The 19,267-nt window shown below is 69.6% G+C and carries 18 protein-coding genes; 10 read left to right on the top strand and 8 right to left on the bottom strand.

Features of this window, described 5'->3' with window-relative positions; translation table 11 throughout:
* Together gatC and ACODSY_RS11865 are read right to left on the bottom strand one after the other, a co-directional pair.
* The gene (gene gatC, locus ACODSY_RS11870) at window positions 1-288 is read right to left on the bottom strand and encodes an Asp-tRNA(Asn)/Glu-tRNA(Gln) amidotransferase subunit GatC (RefSeq protein WP_488951956.1); all 288 of its coding nucleotides are present in this window, start codon (window positions 286-288) and stop codon (window positions 1-3) included.
* An 81-nt stretch (window positions 289-369) separates the two neighbouring features.
* Window positions 370-1,290: a sulfotransferase domain-containing protein gene (locus ACODSY_RS11865; protein WP_488951955.1), complete on the bottom strand. Its 921-nt coding sequence runs from the start codon at window positions 1,288-1,290 to the stop codon at window positions 370-372.
* Window positions 1,291-1,424: 134 nt separating this feature from the next.
* On the opposite strand from ACODSY_RS11865, the gene ruvX reads away from it, so the two are divergent.
* Window positions 1,425-1,898, top strand: coding sequence for a Holliday junction resolvase RuvX (gene ruvX / locus ACODSY_RS11860; protein ID WP_488951954.1), 474 nt, complete (start codon window positions 1,425-1,427; stop codon window positions 1,896-1,898).
* A 98-nt stretch (window positions 1,899-1,996) separates the two neighbouring features.
* Here the strand turns inward: ruvX and ACODSY_RS11855 are convergent, their stop codons facing one another.
* Window positions 1,997-2,506 (bottom strand): DUF1993 domain-containing protein, encoded by a 510-nt coding sequence (locus ACODSY_RS11855; protein WP_488951953.1) that lies wholly within the window; start codon window positions 2,504-2,506, stop codon window positions 1,997-1,999.
* A 138-nt stretch (window positions 2,507-2,644) separates the two neighbouring features.
* On the opposite strand from ACODSY_RS11855, the gene ACODSY_RS11850 reads away from it, so the two are divergent.
* A complete protein-coding gene (locus tag ACODSY_RS11850; protein ID WP_488951952.1) occupies window positions 2,645-3,625 on the top strand; it encodes an aspartate carbamoyltransferase catalytic subunit in 981 nt (326 codons plus the stop codon).
* Window positions 3,622-4,911 (top strand): dihydroorotase, encoded by a 1,290-nt coding sequence (gene pyrC, locus ACODSY_RS11845; RefSeq protein WP_488951951.1) that lies wholly within the window; start codon window positions 3,622-3,624, stop codon window positions 4,909-4,911. The genes ACODSY_RS11850 and pyrC overlap by 4 nt, the downstream gene beginning before the upstream one ends.
* A gap of 9 nt (window positions 4,912-4,920) precedes the next feature.
* Here pyrC and ACODSY_RS11840 read toward each other — a convergent pair whose 3' ends face one another.
* Together ACODSY_RS11840 and ACODSY_RS11835 are read right to left on the bottom strand one after the other, a co-directional pair.
* The gene (locus ACODSY_RS11840; protein WP_488951950.1) at window positions 4,921-6,396 is read right to left on the bottom strand and encodes a methyl-accepting chemotaxis protein; all 1,476 of its coding nucleotides are present in this window, start codon (window positions 6,394-6,396) and stop codon (window positions 4,921-4,923) included.
* Between the two features lie 209 nt (window positions 6,397-6,605).
* On the bottom strand, window positions 6,606-8,081 hold the full coding sequence (locus ACODSY_RS11835) for a methyl-accepting chemotaxis protein (RefSeq protein WP_488951949.1): 1,476 nt from the start codon (window positions 8,079-8,081) through the stop codon (window positions 6,606-6,608).
* A 437-nt stretch (window positions 8,082-8,518) separates the two neighbouring features.
* Here ACODSY_RS11835 and plsY point away from each other — a divergent pair, with 437 nt between their 5' ends.
* The 4 genes from plsY (at window position 8,519) to ACODSY_RS11815 (ending at window position 13,827) form a co-directional block, all read left to right on the top strand.
* The gene (gene plsY, locus ACODSY_RS11830) at window positions 8,519-9,169 is read left to right on the top strand and encodes a glycerol-3-phosphate 1-O-acyltransferase PlsY (protein ID WP_488951948.1); all 651 of its coding nucleotides are present in this window, start codon (window positions 8,519-8,521) and stop codon (window positions 9,167-9,169) included.
* Window positions 9,166-10,266, top strand: a complete 1,101-nt coding sequence (gene dprA, locus ACODSY_RS11825; RefSeq protein ID WP_488951947.1) for a DNA-processing protein DprA — start codon at window positions 9,166-9,168, stop codon at window positions 10,264-10,266. Before plsY ends, dprA begins: the two co-directional genes overlap by 4 nt.
* 91 nt (window positions 10,267-10,357) lie before the next feature.
* Entirely contained in the window at window positions 10,358-13,009 is a 2,652-nt protein-coding gene (gene topA, locus ACODSY_RS11820; RefSeq protein ID WP_488951946.1) for a type I DNA topoisomerase, read from the top strand.
* 20 nt (window positions 13,010-13,029) lie between these two features.
* Window positions 13,030-13,827 (top strand): alpha/beta fold hydrolase, encoded by a 798-nt coding sequence (locus ACODSY_RS11815; protein WP_488951945.1) that lies wholly within the window; start codon window positions 13,030-13,032, stop codon window positions 13,825-13,827.
* On the opposite strand, the gene ACODSY_RS11810 is transcribed toward ACODSY_RS11815, so the two are convergent.
* On the bottom strand, window positions 13,824-14,981 hold the full coding sequence (locus ACODSY_RS11810; RefSeq protein WP_488951944.1) for an iron-containing alcohol dehydrogenase: 1,158 nt from the start codon (window positions 14,979-14,981) through the stop codon (window positions 13,824-13,826). The two genes, ACODSY_RS11815 and ACODSY_RS11810, sit on opposite strands and share 4 nt — an antisense overlap.
* A gap of 44 nt (window positions 14,982-15,025) precedes the next feature.
* On the opposite strand from ACODSY_RS11810, the gene rnr reads away from it, so the two are divergent.
* Both rnr and ACODSY_RS11800 read left to right on the top strand, forming a co-directional pair.
* Window positions 15,026-17,332: a ribonuclease R gene (gene rnr / locus ACODSY_RS11805; protein WP_488951943.1), complete on the top strand. Its 2,307-nt coding sequence runs from the start codon at window positions 15,026-15,028 to the stop codon at window positions 17,330-17,332.
* A 53-nt stretch (window positions 17,333-17,385) separates the two neighbouring features.
* Window positions 17,386-18,108, top strand: coding sequence for an NUDIX hydrolase (locus ACODSY_RS11800; RefSeq protein ID WP_488951942.1), 723 nt, complete (start codon window positions 17,386-17,388; stop codon window positions 18,106-18,108).
* A gap of 1 nt (window position 18,109) precedes the next feature.
* Here the strand turns inward: ACODSY_RS11800 and ACODSY_RS11795 are convergent, their stop codons facing one another.
* The gene (locus ACODSY_RS11795) at window positions 18,110-18,478 is read right to left on the bottom strand and encodes a GFA family protein (RefSeq protein WP_488951941.1); all 369 of its coding nucleotides are present in this window, start codon (window positions 18,476-18,478) and stop codon (window positions 18,110-18,112) included.
* Window positions 18,479-18,661: 183 nt separating this feature from the next.
* Here ACODSY_RS11795 and rpmG point away from each other — a divergent pair, with 183 nt between their 5' ends.
* The gene (gene rpmG, locus ACODSY_RS11790; protein WP_296598177.1) at window positions 18,662-18,829 is read left to right on the top strand and encodes a 50S ribosomal protein L33; all 168 of its coding nucleotides are present in this window, start codon (window positions 18,662-18,664) and stop codon (window positions 18,827-18,829) included.
* A gap of 39 nt (window positions 18,830-18,868) precedes the next feature.
* On the opposite strand, the gene ACODSY_RS11785 is transcribed toward rpmG, so the two are convergent.
* Window positions 18,869-19,240 (bottom strand): hypothetical protein, encoded by a 372-nt coding sequence (locus ACODSY_RS11785; RefSeq protein WP_488951940.1) that lies wholly within the window; start codon window positions 19,238-19,240, stop codon window positions 18,869-18,871.
* Window positions 19,241-19,267 lie beyond the last annotated feature (27 nt).

The raw sequence follows: 19,267 nt of genomic DNA, 5'->3' as shown, positions 1-19,267 counted from the left end.
CTATTCCACCACCTTCGGCACGATGAAGAAGCCCTTGGCGGTCTTCGGCGCGTTGCTCAGCACCTTGTCGGGGTCGCCACCTTCGGTGACCACGTCCTCGCGCATCGGCAGCGTCATGGCCACCGACGTGGTCATGGGCTCGACGCCGTCGGTGTCGACCTCATTGAGCTGTTCGATCCAGCTCATGATGCCGCTCAGCTCCTTGGCGAGCGGCTCCAGCTTCTCTTCTGGCTCGGCGATGCGCGCGAGCCTCGCGACCTTGCGCACGGTCGCGGCGTCGATGGCCATGAGGGCCTCCATGAATATAGAGGCCGTGGGTTAGCCGCGGCGGGGGCGCCTTTGCAAGCAATCCCCGCCGCAAGCACGCATTCAGGCCGCCCGGTGGGCCGCTTCCGCGCCCTGCCCCGTGGCCAGCCAGTAGGCGCAATCGGGACCCAGCTCGGCCAGCGCGCGCGCCTCGTAGGCGGCGGAGTCGGCGGGCGTGAGCACGTCGCGCCAGCGGCCGTTGACGCCCTTGTTGATGAAGCTCCGGGCGCCGCCGTCGAAGATCGCACCGCCCAGCGGCGCCACGTTCTGGGCGTTGGCCTTCATGTACTCGAACGAGCAGTGCTCGAGGATTGTCGGCCAGCGATCCTCCGGGATGTCGCAGCCCAGGAACTCGGCGATGGCGCGCATCTCGGCCTCCGGGTCGGCCTTCAGGGCGTTGAAGTGCACCAGCCGCACGTTGGGCAGGTCGCGCGCCGCCCACCAGGTGGCGATGTTCTCCCAGTAGGACCAGAACGGCTGCCCATCGTTTTCCAGCCAGTTCAGGAAATAGCGACGGATGTCGGGGTCCGGACGGGCGATCGGCGGGCCCACACGGCCGGGCGTCTCGTTCAGCAGCTCGTACCAGAGCTCGTTGCCCTGGGCGTGGTGGTTGTAGAGGCTCCAGAGCACGTCGCGGCCGTCCCGGGCCACGTAGAGGTACTTGGCCCGCGGCGAAAAGGTCAGGGCGTCCAGCGGCAGATGGGTCTTGATCACGCGCCGGTGGGTCTGGGCCTCGAGCTGGTCGAGCGTGTCCGGCGGCATCACCCGCAGGTCCAGCCAAGGCGACAGCATGTTGATCGGGACGTCCGGCGCGCCCGCGAAGACCAGCTGGCCGACGATCTGCTGGGTCCAGGTGGTGCCCGACTTCGCATAGGTCGCGACGATCACGTCATCGTCGCGGAAGGCGAAACGATCCCAGATGGTGGAATCCATGTGGTGGTTGTGCAGCTCACGGGTCTTGGTCGGCCAGGGCGGGTTCGCCACGGGTGTGCTCCTTCGTCGTCTGGGAGCGCTGATATCCGGCGGCGACCGAGCGTCACAATGCGCGACTTCGCCGAGCGGCTGTGCGGATTCGCCGATAGGCCCTGCCGCATCCGCGATTGTGCTAGGAGGCGACCATGGCCGTCGTCGATCTGCTCGAACTCCCCGCGCTCCTCCCCCGCTACGCCGCGGTGGTGGGCCTCGACCTGGGCGAGAAGACCATCGGGGTGGCGGTCTCGGACGCCATGCGCTCGATCGCCAGCCCGCTCAGCCTGATCCGCAAGACCAAGTTCACGGATGACGCCGAGGCGCTGTTCAAGCTGATGGCGAGCCGCGAGGCCCAGGCGATCGTCATCGGCCTGCCGGTGAACATGGACGGGACCGAGGGGCCGCGCGCCCAGTCGTGCCGCGCCTTCGCCCGCAATGTGCTCCGTCTGCGCGACCTGCCCATCGCTTTCTGGGACGAGCGGATGAGCTCGATGGCCGTGAACCGCATGCTGATCGACGAGGCCGACACGACGCGGGCGCGCCGCGCTGAGGTGGTCGACAAGGCGGCCGCCGCCTGGATCCTGCAGGGCGCGCTCGACCGATTGCGGAACGCCGCGCCCTAGTTCCTCCTGCTCGTCATCCCCGGGCTTGACCCGGGGACCCATCCTGAGCGGACGGTTGGATGGCCGACTCGAGCCCGGCCATGACGATCATGCCCCCCTCAGAGCCCGCCGGCGAACAGGTCGGGCTTGCCGATCTGGACGCCCTTCGAGCGAAGGATCCCGTAGGCCGTGGAGAGGTGGAAGTAGAAGTTGGTGGTGGCGAAGCTGGATAGCCACTGGCCGGCCGGAAGGGTCGGCTCGATCTGGCCCAGGTTGAAGGTGATCGGCGCCGTGTCGCGGCCCTCGAACTGCTCGGCCTTGAGGCCGGCCAGCCAGGCCTTGGCCTCGGCGATGGCGGCCTTGTAACCGGCCAGGTCCAGGTCGTCGGTCACGCCTTCCGGCACGGGCAGGCCGGCGGCGCGCGCCGGCCACTGTTGGGCGAAGTTGATGACCACCATCGCCTGGAAGCTCAGCGGGTTCATATCGTCGATCAGCCGCCACTTCAGCATGTCGGCCTCGGACACGCCCTTGGACTTCGCGAACTCCGCGCCCTTGGTCAGCAGGTGGTCGAGCGTGCCGAGCCCCTTGGAATAGAGATCGACGAAGGTGAACAGGCAGACGTTGGACATCGGTTTCCCCCGGTTATGAGCTTGGCTGGATGTAGGGACCGGTTGCGACGGTTCGCAACGTGCGGGCGGCAGGAAACTGGGGATCAGCCGTTGCGCTCGCTTCCCTTGGGCCGTCGGCTCGCCTAAGGGGACGCTTTAATGAGCGCTGCGCCCCCCGGTCTGAACGAGGTCCTGCAACGGACCTTCTCGTTCCCCAAACGCCACTTCCTGTCCGCCACGGACCTCAACGAGGTCGAGGTCGCGAGTCTCCTCGACCTCGCCGACGGGTTCGTGAGCCTGAACCGCCAGACCTCGAAGAAGCTGGACCTGCTCAAGGGCAGGACCCTGATGAACCTCTTCTTCGAGAATTCGACGCGGACCCAGAGCTCGTTCGAGCTGGCCGGCAAGCGGTTGGGCGCCGACGTGGTCAACATGAGCCCCCGTTCCTCCTCGATCTCGAAGGGCGAGACCCTGATCGACACGGCGGTGACGCTGAACGCCATGCAGCCCGACCTGCTGGTGGTGCGGCACGCCTCGTCGGGGGCCGCGAGCCTGCTGTCGCAAAAGGTGGGCTGTTCGGTGGTCAACGCCGGGGATGGTCAGCACGAGCACCCGACCCAGGCGCTGCTGGACGCGCTCTCCATGCGCCGCGCCTTCGGCTACATCTCGGGGCTGAAGGTGGCGATCTGCGGCGACGTGCTGCACAGCCGGGTCGCCCGCTCCAACATCGCCATGCTGCAGATGCTGGGCGCCAACGTGCGCCTCGTAGGGCCGCCGACGTTGATCCCGCCAGCCGCCGACCGCTGGAACGTCGAGGTCTTCCACGACATGCGCAAGGGCATCGAAGGCTGCGACGTGGTGATGATGCTGCGCTTGCAGCTCGAACGGATGGACGGGGTGATGGCGCCGTCCCAGCGCGAGTACTTCCGCTTTTACGGGCTGGACCGCGAAAAGCTGGCCCACGCCTCAGACCACGTCCGGGTGATGCATCCCGGCCCCATGAACCGCGGCGTCGAGATCGACTCCGAAGTGGCCGACGACCTTTCGGTCAGCCTGATCCAGGACCAGGTGGAGATGGGCGTGGCCGCGCGCATGGCCGTCCTGACCTCCCTGGCCGCGCGCCTGGAGAACAGCCGGTGAGCCGTCCCCTCGCCTTCACCAACGCCCGGCTGGTCGATCCGGCCAGCGGCTATGACGGCCCGGGCAGCGTCATCGTCACCGAAGGCGTGATCGCCGACGTCGCCCAGGCCCCGACGCTGGGCGGGCTCTCGCCCGACGTCGAGGTGATCGACGCCGGCGGCGCCTTGCTGATCCCCGGCCTGATCGACATCCGGGTGAAGACCGGCGAGCCCGGCGCGGAACCCAAGGAGACGCTGAAGTCCGCCGCCCAGGCCGCCGCTGCCGGTGGCGTGACGACCATGGTGGTCCAGCCCGACACCCATCCGGTGATGGACGAGCCGGCCGTCGTCGACTTCATCCTGCGCCGCGCCCGCGACATCGAGTTGGTGAACGTCTATCCGGCCGGCGCCGCCACCAAGGGCGCCCAGGGCCAGCGCATGGCCGAGATCGGCCTGATGCACGAGGCGGGCTGCCTGTATGTCACCGACGCCGACCGGCCGATCGTCGACTCCAAGGTGTTCCAACGGGTGCTGATGTACGCCAAGGCGTTCGACACGCCCGTGGCGCACCGCCCGGCCGACCCCTGGCTCTCGGCTGGCGCGGCGGCGACGTCGGGCGAGTTCGCCGCGCGGATGGGCCTGCCCAGCGCGCCGGCCATCGCCGAGAAGATCATGCTGGAGCGCGACCTGGCGCTGGCCGAGCTGACCGGCGCGAAGCTGATCGTCGATCAGGTCACGACGGCGGCGGCGCTGGAGAGCCTGAAGCGGGCCAAGGACCGGGGGCTGGCGGTGACGGCCACGACCTCGATCAACCACCTGTCGTTCAACGAGATCGACATCGGCGACTACCGCACCTTCTGCAAGCTGGACCCGCCGCTGCGCTCGGAACAGGACCGCCAGGCGGTGATCGAGGCGGTGGCCTCCGGCCTGATCGAGGTGGTGGTCTCGGCCCACGCCCCCGCCCCGGCCGAGGACAAGCGCCTGCCCTATGACGAGGCGACGCCCGGCGCGGTGGGCCTGCAGACCCTGCTGGCCGCCCTGCTGGCCTTCCACCACGACGGGCAGATCCCGCTGATCGACCTGATCCGCACAGTGACCTCCGCCCCGGCGAAGCTGCTTGGTCTATCGGCCGGGCGGATCGCCAAGGGCGCGCCCGCCGACCTCGTCCTGTGCGACCTGAACGCGCCGGTGGTGATCGACGCCGACAAGCTGGTGTCGAAGTCCAAGAACTCGCCGTTCGACGGCCGCAGGCTGCAGGGCAAGGTCCTGCGCACCGTCGTGGACGGCCGGACCGTCTATTCCGCCTAGACCGCGCGTCTAGAACTCGTCCCAGGTCTGCACCGCTTCGGCCAGGCGCTGCTGGATGGCCGGAGCGCCGACGGCCGGTCGGCGCGGCGCGGCCGGCGTGGGGGCCACCAGGCGCGCGGGCTGCGCGCCCACCTGGAAGCGGCCCACCAGGCGCGAAAGCGAACCGGCTTCCTGCTTGAGTTGGGCGGCGGCGGCCGTGGCCTCTTCCACCATCGCGGCGTTCTGCTGGGTGACCTGATCCATCTGGTTCACCGCGGTGTTCACCTGGTGCAGGCCGGTCGACTGCTCCTGCGACGACAGCGAGATTTCGGCGACCAGCCCGGCGATTTCGACCACGCGCTCGACGATCGCGCCGAGGGCCTGGCCGGTCTCGTCCACCAGGCCAACGCCGCGTTCCACCTGCTGCGACGACGCCGCGATCAGGGTCTTGATCTCCTTCGCCGCTTCGGCCGAGCGCTGGGCCAAGGCTCGCACCTCCGACGCCACCACCGCGAAGCCCTTGCCGGCCTCCCCGGCCCGCGCCGCCTCGACGCCCGCGTTCAGCGCCAGCAGATTCGTCTGGAACGCGATCTCGTCGATCACGCCCAGGATCTGGCCCACCTTGTCCGAGCTCTGCTGGATGTCGCGGATCGCCGCCACAGTCTCGCGCACCACCGCGCCGGAGTGCTCGGCCTGGGTGCGGGCGCCGGAGGCCACGCGGGACGCCTCCCCCGCGCCTTCGGCGCTGCGGCGCACGGTGGCGGTGATCTGGTCGAGCGCGGCGGCTGTCTGCTCGAGCGCGGCGGCCTGCTGCTCGGTGCGCCGCGACAGGTCGTCGGAGGCGGTCGAGATCTCGTCGCAGCCGCTGCGCATGGCGTTGGCCCCGTCCAGCACGCCGGCCAGCGCCTCACGGAGCGTGGACACCGCGCTGTTGAAGTCGTCGCGGACGCGGGCGTAGGCGCCGTCAAGGTCCTGGCTGATGCTGACGGTGAGGTCGCCTCCCGAGAGGCGCTTCAGGGCCACGCCCACGTGGCGCACCACCTTGTCCTGTTCCTGGCCGACGGCGGCGGCGCGTTCCGCCTCGCCGCGCGCCCGCTCCTGCTCGGCGGCAGTGATATCAGTGGCGAACTTCACGACACGGATAGGCTTGCCGGCGGCGTCGAGGACCGGGTTGTACGACGCCTGGATCCAGACCTCGCGGCCGCCCTTGCCGAGGCGGCGGAACTTCGCGGCCACGAACTCGCCCCGGTTCAGCGCGGCCCAGAAGTCGCGATATGCCGGGGCGCCCGCTTCGGCCGGGTCGACGAACATCCGGTGATGCCGGCCGGCGACCTCGCCCGCGCTGTAGCCCAGGGTGTCGAGGAAGTTCCGGTTGGCGCGCACGATCGTGCCGTCGAGCTCGAACTCGATCACCGCCTGCGAACGCTCGATCGCAGCGACCATCCCCTCCAGGTTGCGCACGTACCCGGCGTTGAACTTCGCCGTCGACGACTTCAGAAACCCCATTCCCGCGCTCCGCCAGGCCACCGTCCGGGCCAGGCGCGCCGGACGTCATCACAACCTGACCGGCAGTTTGCGCGGGATGGCTAACGAGGAACTAAAGGCTGCGGAGGAAGCCTGTGGACAATGCGCCGCAGGCCCCTGTCGCTCTCCGGAACGCCCCTGAGGTCATATTCGGACCGGCGAAGATGTCGCAGCCGGCCCGCCGTCGCCGATCAGAACTCGCTCCACTCCGGGGCGCCGCCCACCGCGGTTCGTAGCTGACGCTGCAGGGCCGCCGCATCGTTGCGGGGCCGCTCTTGGCGCGAGGGACGGGTCGGGGCCTGGGACCCCACCTCGAACCGCGCCACCAGTTGGCCAAGCTCCAGCGCCTCGCGCTTCAGGCTGGCGGCGGCGGCCGTGGCCTCCTCCACCATGGCGGCGTTCTGCTGGGTGACCTGGTCCATCTGGTTCACCGCGGTGTTCACCTGGCCGAGGCCGGTGGACTGCTCCTGCGCCGACCGGGCGATCTCCGACACCAGGCCGTCGATGCTGGCCACGCGCTCGACGATGGCGGTCAGCGCCTGGCCCGTATCGGTGACGAGCTTCACGCCGCGGTCCACCTGCGCGCCCGAGGCCGAGATCAGGGTCTTGATCTCCTTGGCCGCCTCGGCCGAGCGCTGGGCCAAGGCCCGCACCTCCGACGCCACCACCGCGAAGCCCTTGCCGGCCTCCCCGGCCCGCGCCGCCTCGACGCCCGCGTTCAGCGCCAGCAGATTCGTCTGGAACGCGATCTCGTCGATCACGCCGATGATGTTCGAGATCTTGGCCGAACTCTGCTGGATGTCGTGGATGGCGCCCACCGCCTCGCGGACGACCTCGCCCGAGCGCTCGGCCTCGGCGCGCGCGTCCGACGCCACCTCGGACGCCTCCTTGGCGCTCCCGGCGCTGCGGGTCACCGTCGCAGTGATCTCGTCGAGGGCCGCGGCCGTCTCTTCCAGGTTGGCGGCCTGCTGCTCCGTGCGGCGCGAAAGGTCGTCGGACGCGGTGGAGATCTCGTCGGCCCCGCTGCGGATGGCGCCGGTCGTCTGCAGCACCGCGCCCATCGCCGAGCGTAGGTTGCCGGCGGTGCCGTTGAAATCGTCGCGGATGCGGGCGTAGGCGCCGCGGAATTCCGCCTCGATGCTGGTGGTCAGGTCTCCGCCCGCCAGGCGCTTCAGCCCGTTCGCCAGTTCCGAGACCACTTCGGCCTGTTCCTTCTCGGTGGCCGCGCGCTCGGCGTCGTTGCGGGCTCGCTCATGTTCGGTCTCGGTGATGTCGGTGGCGAACTTCACCACCCTCACCGCCTTGCCGTTCTCGTCCAGGATCGGATTGTAGGAGGCCTGGATCCAGACCTCGCGCCCGCCCTTGCCGATCCGGCGGAACTTCGCGGCGACGAATTCGCCCCGGTTCAGGGTCTGCCAGAATTCGCGGTAGGCCGGACCGCTCGCCTCCTGGGGATCGACGAACATCGAATGGCGGCGCCCGACCACATCGGCCTCGGTGTAGCCGAGGGTGTCCAGGAAATTGCGGTTGGCGCGGACGATCGTCCCGTCCAGCTCGAACTCGATCACCGCCTGCGACCTCTGGATGGCCGCGACCATGCCTTCCAGATCGCGCACATAGGCCGCATCGACCTTCTTGGCGCGCGCAGCGCCGCCGAACAGTTTCATCCGACAGATCCCCTAGATCGCTGTGCGCATCGTCACGACTGAACGACCGCGTTATGCGAACGAGGGTTTCCCCTCAGAACCCTAACGATCTCTGAATTTAGGATTCTAAACCTACCCATTTCGCGGACTCTTCTTCACTCAAAAGTATTATGGGGAAAGTGGCGTCAAAAACTGACACTTCGAACAAAATCACGACTTAGATATACTACAATTCTCGGTTATCAGGGCCGCCGCACACGCGCTATGCGCGACTGATTGTCGCGATCACGGCGTGGGTGGAAGCGTTCGATACTTGCGGCTTGAAGCCACCTCCCGGGCCGCGTGTGAGATCAGGCGATCACCCGGCCAGACTTGTTCTACGATTGTTCCGCTTGTAGGCTTCGGCGCTGACGGACCGGGCTGACCGCGCTAGGACAGGCGCCTGAGAGGGAGCGTTCATGGCCGAGATTCTGAGCCCGATGCTGATCGGCGGCGCGCTGGTCGGCGGCTATTTGCTGGGGTCGATCCCGTTCGGCGTGATCGCCACCCGGCTGGGCGGCGCGGGCGACGTGCGCTCGATCGGCTCGGGCAACATCGGGGCGACCAACGTTCTTCGCACCGGGCGCAAGGACCTAGCCTTCATCACCCTGCTCGGTGACGGCGGCAAAGGCGCCCTGGCCGTGCTGCTGGCCTGGCTTGCGACGCGGGACGGTACGGTCGAGCAGCAGGCGGTGCTGACCTCGCTGGCCGCCGGGGCGGCGTTCCTGGGCCACCTGTTCCCGGTCTGGCTAGGCTTCAGGGGCGGCAAGGGCGTGGCGACGTTCTTCGGGACGATGCTGGCGGCGGCCTGGCCCGTGGGCCTGGCGGCGGCGGCCACCTGGCTGATCGTGGCCTTCCTGTCCCGCATCTCGTCGCTGGCGGCGCTGGTGGCCGTGGCGCTGGCGCCCGTGGTTGCGCTGCTGCTGGGCCGGCCCACCGCGATCGCCCTTCTAGCGCTGTTCATGGCCCTGCTCGTCCTCGTTCGTCACGCTGAGAACGTGCGCCGCCTGCTCAAGGGCCAGGAGCCGAGGATCGGCGCCAAGAAGGCCGCGGAGACCGCCGAGGGGTGATCCGCGAACTCACCGAAGCCCAAAGGCGCGACTGGCTTCGGCTGGCGCGGACCGAGAACGTGGGCGCCGTCACCTTCGACCAACTGATCAGCCGGTTCGGCGATGCGGGCGACGCGCTGGCCGCCCTGCCCGACCTGGCCCGCCGCGGCGGCCGCGCCGCGGGCGTCCGGATCCCCAGCGTGGCCGAAGCCGACCGCGAGCTCGAGGACGGAGCCGCCCTCGGCGCCCGGCTGATCTGCTCCTGCGAGCCGGACTTCCCACAGGCGCTGGCCGCCCTGGACCCGCCGCCGCCACTGATCTGGACCCGTGGCGACGCCGCGATGCTGAACCGCCAGACCGTGGCGATCGTCGGCGCGCGGGTCGCCTCCGCCGCCGGGCAGCGTTTCGCCCGCGGCCTCGCCGCCGACCTGGGCCAGTCCCGACATGTGATCGTCTCGGGCCTCGCCCGCGGCATCGACGCCGCCGCCCATGAGGGTTCGCTGCCGACCGGCACGGTGGCGGTCCTGGGCGGCGGGATCGACGATATCTATCCGCCCGAACACCGCGACCTGTACGCCCGCATCGTCGAGCAGGGCTGCGTCGTCTCCGAGAATGAGCCGGGCCGCACGGCCGTGGCCCGCGACTTCCCGCGCCGCAACCGCATCATCGCCGGCCTGTCGCGCGCCGTCGTGGTGGTGGAGGCCGAGTTCCGCTCGGGGTCGCTGATCACCGCCCGGCTGGCCAACGAGCAGGGCCGCGAAGTGCTGGCGGTTCCCGGCTCGCCACTGGATCCCCGAGCCAAGGGGACCAACGACCTGATCCGCCAGGGCGCCGCGATCTGCGAGGGCGCCGAGGACGTGCTCCGCGCGCTGGAGGGTCTCCGAGGCCTGCGCGAGCCCGACCCGCCGGCCTGGCGACCCGCGCCCGGAGAGGCGGACGACGCCCTGCGCGAACGGCTGGCCGACCTGCTGTCGCCGACGCCCGTCTCGCGCGACGAACTCGTGCGCGCCGCCCGCGCCCCCGCCCCCGCCGTCTTCGCCGCCCTGATGGAGCTGGCGCTGGCCGGACGGGCCGAATTGCAGGCGGGCGGAATGGTCGCAAAAGGATTAGCCCCTTAAGGGGCTGGCTGGACCGCGCGCATCCAGGGCGTTGACACGCCGCCGGGACCGCCCCCACCTTCCGCGCTCTTTTGGATCAGACACACCTTATATGAAGCTCGTCATCGTCGAGAGCCCCGCCAAGGCCAAGACCATCAACAAGTACCTTGGCTCCGACTTCAAGGTGCTCGCCTCCTACGGCCACGTCCGCGACCTCCCCGCGAAGGACGGTTCGGTGCGCCCGGACGAGGACTTCGACATGTCGTGGGAAGTCGACGGCAAGGCGGCCAAGCGCCTCTCCGAGATCGCCGACGCCGCGAAGAGCGCCGACCGCCTGTTCCTGGCCACCGACCCGGATCGCGAGGGCGAAGCCATCTCGTGGCACGTGATGGAGGTGCTCAACAAGAAGCGCGGCCTGAAGGACGTGCCGGTCCAGCGCGTCGTGTTCAACGCCATCACCAAGAGCGCCGTCACCGATGCGATGGCCAATCCGCGCGACCTCGACATGGAGCTGGTCGAGGCCTACCTGGCACGCCGCGCGCTGGACTACCTGGTGGGCTTCACGCTCTCGCCGGTGCTTTGGCGCAAGCTGCCGGGCGCCAAGTCCGCCGGCCGGGTGCAGTCGGTGGCCCTCCGCATCGTCGTCGACCGCGAGCTCGAGATCGAGCGGTTCAAGACCCAGGAATACTGGACCGTCGAGGCCGAGGTCTCGGCCAACAGCGATCCGTTCACCGCCCGTCTGGTGAAGCACGAGGGCAAGCGGCTCACCAAGTTCGACCTGGCCAATGAGGCCAGCGCCTTCGCCGCCCGCGACGCGGTGAAGGCCGGAACGTTCAAGGTCTCGGCCCTGGAGCGCAAGCCCGGCCGCCGATCGCCGCCCCCGCCCTTCACCACCTCCAGCCTGCAGCAGGAGGCCGCCCGCAAGCTCGGCTTCAACGCCCAGCGCACCATGCAGACGGCGCAGAAGCTGTACGAAGGCATCGACATTGGCGGCGAGACCGTCGGCCTCATCACCTACATGCGGACCGATGGCGTGCAGACCGCGCCGGAAGCGCTGGACGAGGCGCGCGGGGTGATCGGCGGCCTGTACGGCAAGGAATATGTGCCGGAGAAGCCGCGCTTCTATTCCACCAAGGCCAAGAACGCCCAGGAGGCCCACGAGGCCATCCGCCCGACCAGCCTGGCCCGCAATCCCGGCAAGCTGCGCCTGGAGGGCGACCTCGGCCGGCTGTACGAGCTGATCTGGAAGCGGATGATCGCATCGCAGATGGAGAGCGCCCGCATCGAGCGCACGACCATCGACCTCGAATCCTCCGACGGGCAGACCGGCCTGCGCGCCACCGGCCAGGTGGTGACCTTCCCCGGCTATCTCGCCGTCTATGAAGAGGGCCAGGACGATCCCGAGGACGAAGAAGGCGGCCGCCTGCCCCAGGTGAACGAGGGCGCCGAGGCCAAGGTGCGCTCGGCCAAGGCCGACCAGCACTTCACCGAGCCGCCGCCGCGCTATTCCGAAGCCAGCCTGGTGAAGAAGATGGAGGAGCTCGGCATCGGTCGACCCTCGACCTACGCCTCGATCCTGACCGTGCTGCGCGACCGCGCCTATGTCCGGATGGAAAAGCAGCGCTTCGTGCCCGAGGACAAGGGCCGGCTGCTGATCGGCTTCCTGGAAGAATACTTCGCCCGCTACGTGGAATACGACTTCACGGCCGGGCTGGAGGAGCGCCTCGACCTGGTGTCGGCCGGCGACCTCGACTGGAAGATCCTGCTCCGCGAGTTCTGGAACGACTTCAACGCCAAGATCGGCGAGACCGCAGAACTGCGGATGAGCGACGTGTTGACGGCGCTCGACAAGACGCTGGGCCCGCATCTGTTCCCCGACAAGCCGGACGGCAGCGATCCGCGCGCCTGCCCAGTCTGCAACACCGGCCGCATGGGCCTGAAGAGCAGCAAGTACGGGCCCTTCCTGGGCTGCTCGAACTACCCCGAGTGCCGCCATACCCGGCCGCTGACCGTGGCCGAGGAGGGCGAGGACGGCCCGACCGGCGACCGCGAGCTGGGCATCGACCCGGTGACCGGCGAAACCGTGTTCCTGAAGACCGGCCGCTTCGGCGTCTATGTCCAGCTGGGCGAAGGCGAGAAGCCCAAGCGGTCCAGCCTGCCCAAGGGCTGGAGCGCGCCGGACATGGACTTGGAGAAGGGCCTGCGGCTGCTACGCCTGCCGCGCGAGGTGGGCAAGCACCCCGAGGACGGCAAGCCGATTCTGGCCGGGATCGGCCGCTTCGGCCCCTTCGTGCTGCACGAGGGCACCTACGCCAACCTGCCGAACGCCGACGAGGTGTTCGACGTGGGCCTGAACCGCGCCGTGGACCTGATCGCCACCAAGCGGGCGGGCCGCCGAGGCGGGGCCGAGGCCGCGGCGCTGAAGGAGCTGGGCGCCCACCCGGCCGACGGCCAGCCGATCCGCGTGCTCTCGGGCCGCTACGGTCCCTACATCAAGCACGGCTCGACCAACGCCAACGTGCCCCGCGGCGCCGACCCGCTGTCGGTGACGCTGGAACAGGCGGTGGCCCTGATCGCCGAGCGCGAAGCCAAGGGCGGCGGCAAGAAGGCCAAGAAGCCCGCCCGCGCCGCCAAGAAGGCTGACGGCGAGGCCAAGACGACGAAGAAGGCCCCAGCGAAGAAGAAGACGGCGGCGAAGAAGCCGGCCGCGAAGAAGGCCGCGGCGCCCGCCGCTGACATCACCGACGACGAGACGCCGCTCTAGGGCGGCGCTAGGGTCCAGACATGCCCATCGCGCACCTCAACGGCCTGGACTTCCATTTCGAGCGTGAGGGCGAAGGTCCGCCGCTGTTGTTCATCTCGGGCACCGGCGGCGACCTGCGGGTGCAGCCGAACGTCTTCGCCTCGCCATTGGCGAACGCCTTCGACCTCCTGGCCTACGACCAGCGCGGGCTGGGGCGGACCGACAAGCCGGACGTCCCCTATTCCATGGCGCAGTACGCCGACGATGCGGCGGCGCTGCTGGACCACGTCGGCTGGGGTGATGCCCTGGTGATCGGGGTCTCGTTCGGCGGGATGGTGGCGCAGGAACTGGCGTTGCGGCATCGGGCGCGGGTGAAGCGGCTAGTGCTGGCCTGCACCTCGCCGGGCGGCGAAGGCGGGGCGTCGTACCCCTTCCACGAGATCGAGCACCTAAAGGGTGAGGAACGCGCCCGCTTCCTGCTGCCGGTAAGCGACACGCGGCGCGACGCCGCCTGGGCCGCCGCGCACCCGGACGAGTACGCCAAGCTGATCGAGATGAGCGCCGCCGACCCGTTCGCGGGCGAACCCGGCCGCGCCGAGGGCGCCCACCGCCAGCTCGAGGCCCGCGCCGCGCACGACACCTGGGACCGGCTGCCGCAGATCGCGTGCCCTACCCTGATCGCGGCCGGCCGCTACGACGGCATAGCCCTGCCTGCGACGCAGGAAAAGATGGCCGGCCGCATCCCCGGCGCCGAGCTGCGCTGGTTCGAGGGCGGCCACCTGTTCATGCTGCAGGATCGCACGGCCTACCGCGAGATCGTCGCCTTCCTGAACGGCTAGTCCGCCGCCAGCTCCAGGATCTCGACGATGTCCTGCGGCCCCCGGATCGGCCGCGGGCTGTTGCGCACGCCGTTGTCGTGCATCGTGTGCTCGGCGATGGCCTGGAACTGGTCGCGGCCGATCCCGACGCTCTTGAGGTCGTCCGGCAGGCCCAACCCGTCCACCAGGCTGCGCACCGCGTCCGATGCGGCCCCTTGGAACCCCAGCAACTCGCTGATCCGCGCCTGCGACGCGATCGACGCTTCGGCGGTCCAGGCGAGAACCGCCGGCAGGATCACGCACGAGGTGACGCCGTGCGGCACACCGTAGCTGCCGCCCAGGGTGTGGCCGAGGGCGTGGCTCGGCCCCATGCCACGGCCGGACCCTACGCCGCTGATCGCCAGCCACATGCCGAACTGGCATTCCAGCCGCGCGTCGAGGTCGGCCGCGTCGCCTGCACTGGCGATCAGGCCCCGGGCCAGTCGCCGCAGCCCGTCCGCGGCCAGGGCGTCGGCGTAGGGCGCGCGCACCGGATGGCAGAGCTGCTCGACCGCGTGGTCTACCGCCTTCATACCCGTGGAGCCCCAGAGCTCCGGCGGGGTCGAGAGCGTCATGGCCGGGTCCAGCACCACCGCGCGGGGCGCCAGCATCGGGTGCATGTAGCCCTCCTTCACCCGGCGCGCGGCGTCGCTGACCCCGGCGAAGGGCGTGAACTCCGCCGCCGAGAGCGTCGTCGGCACAGCGACGAAGCGGACGCCAGGCGCGATCTTCATCACGTCCACGCGGTCGGGACCCCGGCCGGCGCGGTAGGGATCGAGCTGTTCCGGCCGGTCGAGCCCCGCCCAGAGGCAGAGCTGCATCACCTTGGTGGCGTCGATCACCGAGCCGCCGCCCAGCGCCACGATGAGGTCGGCGTTCGTACGCCGCGCCTCGGCCGCCCCGCCGATCACGCCTTCGCGCGGCGAATGCGCGCCGATGTCCGAAAAGACGCCCACGCAACGGTCGCCCAGCGCCGCCGCGAAATCCTTGGCCAGGCCGTCCGCCAGCGAGCCGGTGGTGGTGAGCAGGATCCGGCCCGCGCCCCAGCCCCTGGCCAGCTCGGCCACCGTCTCGACGGCCGGTCGGCCGTAGACGACCTGATCCTGCCTTGGAAAGCTGTGGGCGCCGGCGAGCATCTTCGGTTCCTCCGTTCCGCGGCCAAAGGTGCTAAGCACGGCCAATGGCGAAACCGAAGATGCCGAAGTCCGCCCGCTTTGCCAAAGGCGTGCCCGACCGTGAGACCCTGCTGAAGTTCATCCGCGAGAGCGGCGAGACCGACAAGGGCGCGATCGCCCGCGCCTTTGGCCTGAAGGGCGAGGATCGCCGGGCGCTCAGGGCCATGCTCCAGGCCATGGAATCCGACGGCACGCTGGGCAAGCGCGGCCGCAAGGGCTTTGCGGAGGCCGGCGCCCTGCCCGAGGTGGGCGTGGCCGACGTCGCTGAACGCAGCCCCGATGGAGAGCTCCTGGTGCGGCTGGTGCGGGGCGAGGACGCCCCTTTGGTCCCGCTTGCGCCAGGCGGGGACGCCAGGGGCGGCGCGCCGGGCATGGGCGACCGGTTGCTCGTACGCTTCGTGAAGCTGGAGAACGGCGACACGGAGGCCCGGCTGATCAAGCGCCTGGGCCAGAGCGCGCACCGCATCCTGGGCGTGGTGCGCAAGGCGCGGCGCGAGATTCGCGTCGAGCCGGTCGACCGCAAGTCGAAGGACACCCTGCTGCTGCCCGAAGGCGAGGACGTGCGCGACGGTGACCTCGTCATCGCCCAGATCGAGGGCCACGGCCCCCGCTACGGCCCCAAGCGCGGCAAGCTCTTGGAAGTCGTCGGCCGCGAGGACGAACCGCGCGCCTATTCGATCATCGCCATCCACGCCCACGGCATCCCGACTGGCTTCTCGGAGGGGGCCGAGGCCGAGGCCGAGGCCGCGCAGGAGCCGACGCTGAGCGGCCGCGAGGACCTGCGCGAGATCCCGCTGATCACCATCGACCCGGCAGACGCGCGCGACCACGACGACGCGGTCTACGCCCACCCCGACGATGACGAGAAGAATCCGGGCGGCTGGGTCTGCTGGGTCGCCATCGCGGACGTGGCCGCCTACGTCCGGCCCGGGTCGGAGCTGGACCGCATCGCCCGTGACAAGGGCAACAGCGTCTATTTCCCCGACCGCGTCGAGCCAATGCTGCCCGAGCGGCTGTCGAACGGCCTCTGCAGCCTGCGCGAAGCCGAGAACCGCGCCACCATGGCCGTGCGGATGGTCTTCGGCGCCGACGGCCGCAAGCGCAGCCACAGGTTCGTCCGCGGCCTGATGCGTTCCGCCGCCAAGCTCAGCTACGAACAGGCTCAGGCCGCGATCGACGGCGATCCCGACGACAAGACCGGCCCGTTGCTGGAGTCGGTGCTGAAGCCGCTGTGGGCCGCCTATGCGGTGATGAAGAAGGGGCGCGACGCCCGCTCGCCCCTGGCCATCGAGAGCCTGGAGCGGAAGATCAGCATCAACCGCGAGGGCGAGATCGCCCAGATCACGCCGCGCGCCAGCCTGGAGGCGCACAAGCTGATCGAGGAGTTCATGATCCAGGCCAACGTCTCGGCCGCCGAGACCCTGGAGCAGAAGAAGACCCCGCTGGTCTACCGCATCCACGACCAGCCAAGCCCGGAGAAGATCCAGGCGCTGGTCGACTTCCTGGGCACGCTGGGCCTGCCCTGGACCAAGGGCGAGGCGCCGCGCACCGAGCGGTTCAACCGCCTGCTGGAGGAGACCCGCGAGGGCCCGCACGCCGATATCGTCAACGAAGTGGTGCTGCGCACCCAGATGCAGGCGGTCTATTCCACGGAGAACATCGGCCACTACGGCCTGAACCTGGCGAAATACGCCCACTTCACGTCCCCCATCCGCCGCTATGCCGACCTGATCGTCCACCGCGCGCTGGTGACCGCGCTGAAGCTGGGAAGCGACGGGCTGTCCGACTGGGACGTCTCGAAGATGAAGGACACCGCCGAGGTCATCACCCACGCCGAGCGCCGGGCCATGGCCGCCGAGCGCGACGCCACCGACCGCTATGTGGCCGCCTTCCTGGCCGACCGGGTCGGCGCCGAGTTCGTGGGCCGGATCACCGGGGTCACCCGCTTCGGCCTGTTCGTACGGCTGGCCGAGACCGGGGCGGACGGCCTGGTGCCGATCTCGAGCCTGGGCGGCGAATTCTTCGTCCACGACGACCGGACTCATTCGCTGGTCGGCGAGCGCAGCGGCGCGCGCTGGCCATTGGGTATGACGGTGGAGGTGCGGCTGCAGGAGGCCACGCCCATCACCGGCGGCCTGGTGTTCCAGATGCTGAGCGAGCCCGCCGCGCCCGACCCGACTGCCCCTCGCCCGCGCCTCGGCATGCGCGCCCGCGGCGACCGCCGGCCCGGCGGCCCGCCCAAGCCGAAGAGCGGCCGGCCACCCGGCATCCGCACCGGCCGCAAGAAGAAGATGGGCGGCAAGCGGCGGTAGGTTCCGCAAGGGCGCCCTTCCCTCGCCGGTCCGCGCGGCCATACAGTTGTTTCATGAGCGAAGCAGCGCCGCCGAAATCCGAGGATGGAGTCTCCAAGCCGGAGGGGCCGGCGCGCATCCCCGGCCAGCGCGCCGTACGGCCCAAGAACGCCGCCACGGTGATGATCATTCGCCGCGATGGCCCTAAGCCGCGCGTCCTGATGGGCAAGCGGCACGGCGGTCACAGCTTCATGCCCGACCGCTGGGTATTCCCCGGCGGCCGCATCGACCGCGCGGACTATCGGGCCCCCTTCGCCACGGACTTGCGCCCCGAGGTGGGCGGCCTCTTCGATCGTCACCTGCCAGCCGGGCGCGGCCGGGCGCTGGCGCTGGCGGCCGTGCGTGAGACCTGGGAGGAAGCGGGCCTGCTGCTGGCCAAGCCCGGCCAGGCGCGCGCCCGGGGCCCCTGGAGCACCTTCGCCGCCCAGGGCGTGCTGGCCGACCTGGAGGCCATGGATGTGATCGCCCGCGCCATCACGCCGCCGGCGGTGGGCAAGCGCTTCGACACCTGGTTCCTGACGGCCGACGCAGAGCGCCTGACCAGCCTGGAGCGACAGCCCGACTGCGGCGAGTTGGAGGAGATCGACTGGGTCGCCTTCGACGACGCCATGGGCCTGCCGCTGCCCACCGTCACCCGGATGATGATCAAGGAAGCGGTCGAGCGGATGAAGGACCCCAGCCGCCCCAAGCCCTTCCTTCGCTACAAGGACCGCGGCATGCGGCCGTCGAGCCTGTAGTTCACCAATCCTCGCGCCCGTTGACGTGCATCACGGGCAGCGCCTCCCACGACATGTCCTCGAACAGCCGCGCGTTCACGGCGACCCTCGGGTTCTCGAAGTCGACCTTGCCGTCCGCGAAGCTCGGCATCTCCGAGTGCGTCCCCATCCCGCATACCGGGCAATAGTGGTGCTTCACCAGGTAGTCGCCCCACTGATAGGTCCAGACGCGGCTGGGCGCGGTGGCGAGCTTGAACTGCGCCGGCTTGTAGTAGGCGACGAGCCCGCCGCGCCGGATGCAAAACGAGCAGTTGCACGCCGTGAGCTCGGCCGGCATCTCGCTGACCTCGAATTGGATCGCGCCACAATGGCAGCGGCCTTTGACAGACATGGGACGGACTCCGAGGTTGCGCGGACGCCACCCTGGAACGCCCGTCCCGCCACCGCGGTGTCAGCAACAGACCTAAGCGGTTGACTTACGCGCGCGGATTCGTATTTTCCGCGCCTCCTGAACACCCGCCGGCGGTGCGACCCCGTTTGGCCCCGCCAACTTCTTACGTCTAGGATTCGAGCCATGGCGAAGCCCGCCTCCATCAAGATCCGCCTGAACTCGACGGCCGACACCGGCTACTTCTACGTGGCCAAGAAGAACGCCCGCACCAAGACCGAGAAGATGGTGCTGAAGAAGTACGACCCGGTCGTGCGCAAGCACGTCGAGTTCAAGGAAGGCAAGATCAAGTAGGCCGACAGGCTCACCGATCTCGCATGAAGACGCCCGGCCTCACCGCCGGGCGTTTTTCGTTCCGGCGAGGGCAGCCACGAAGCCCAGCACCGTCAGTCCGAACATGATCCCGATGATCAGGGTCAGCCGCTGCTCGCGTGGATCGTTCGCCGCCGCGGTGGTCATCACGTCGTGGTAGTGGCCGAAGAACGACATCCAGAACATGGCGCAGGCGAAGCCCCAGCCGGCGGTCAACCAATCCACCCGCCCTCGCCGCAGCGTCAGGACCCCGCCCACGACCAGCAGCGTGGCGGCCAGATAGTCCACCACCCAGAACGGCCACCACTGCCAGTCGCCCCAGTTGCGGACCGCCTCCAGCACCGCCAGCGACAGGCCGAACACGATGGCCAGCCAAGCCGAGAGCTTCAACACGATCGCCTCCCCCAGGTTTCCCGCAGC

This window comes from Phenylobacterium sp. FG114, from assembly GCF_057809855.1.
This window is presented reverse-complemented; position numbering and strand designations above follow the sequence as displayed.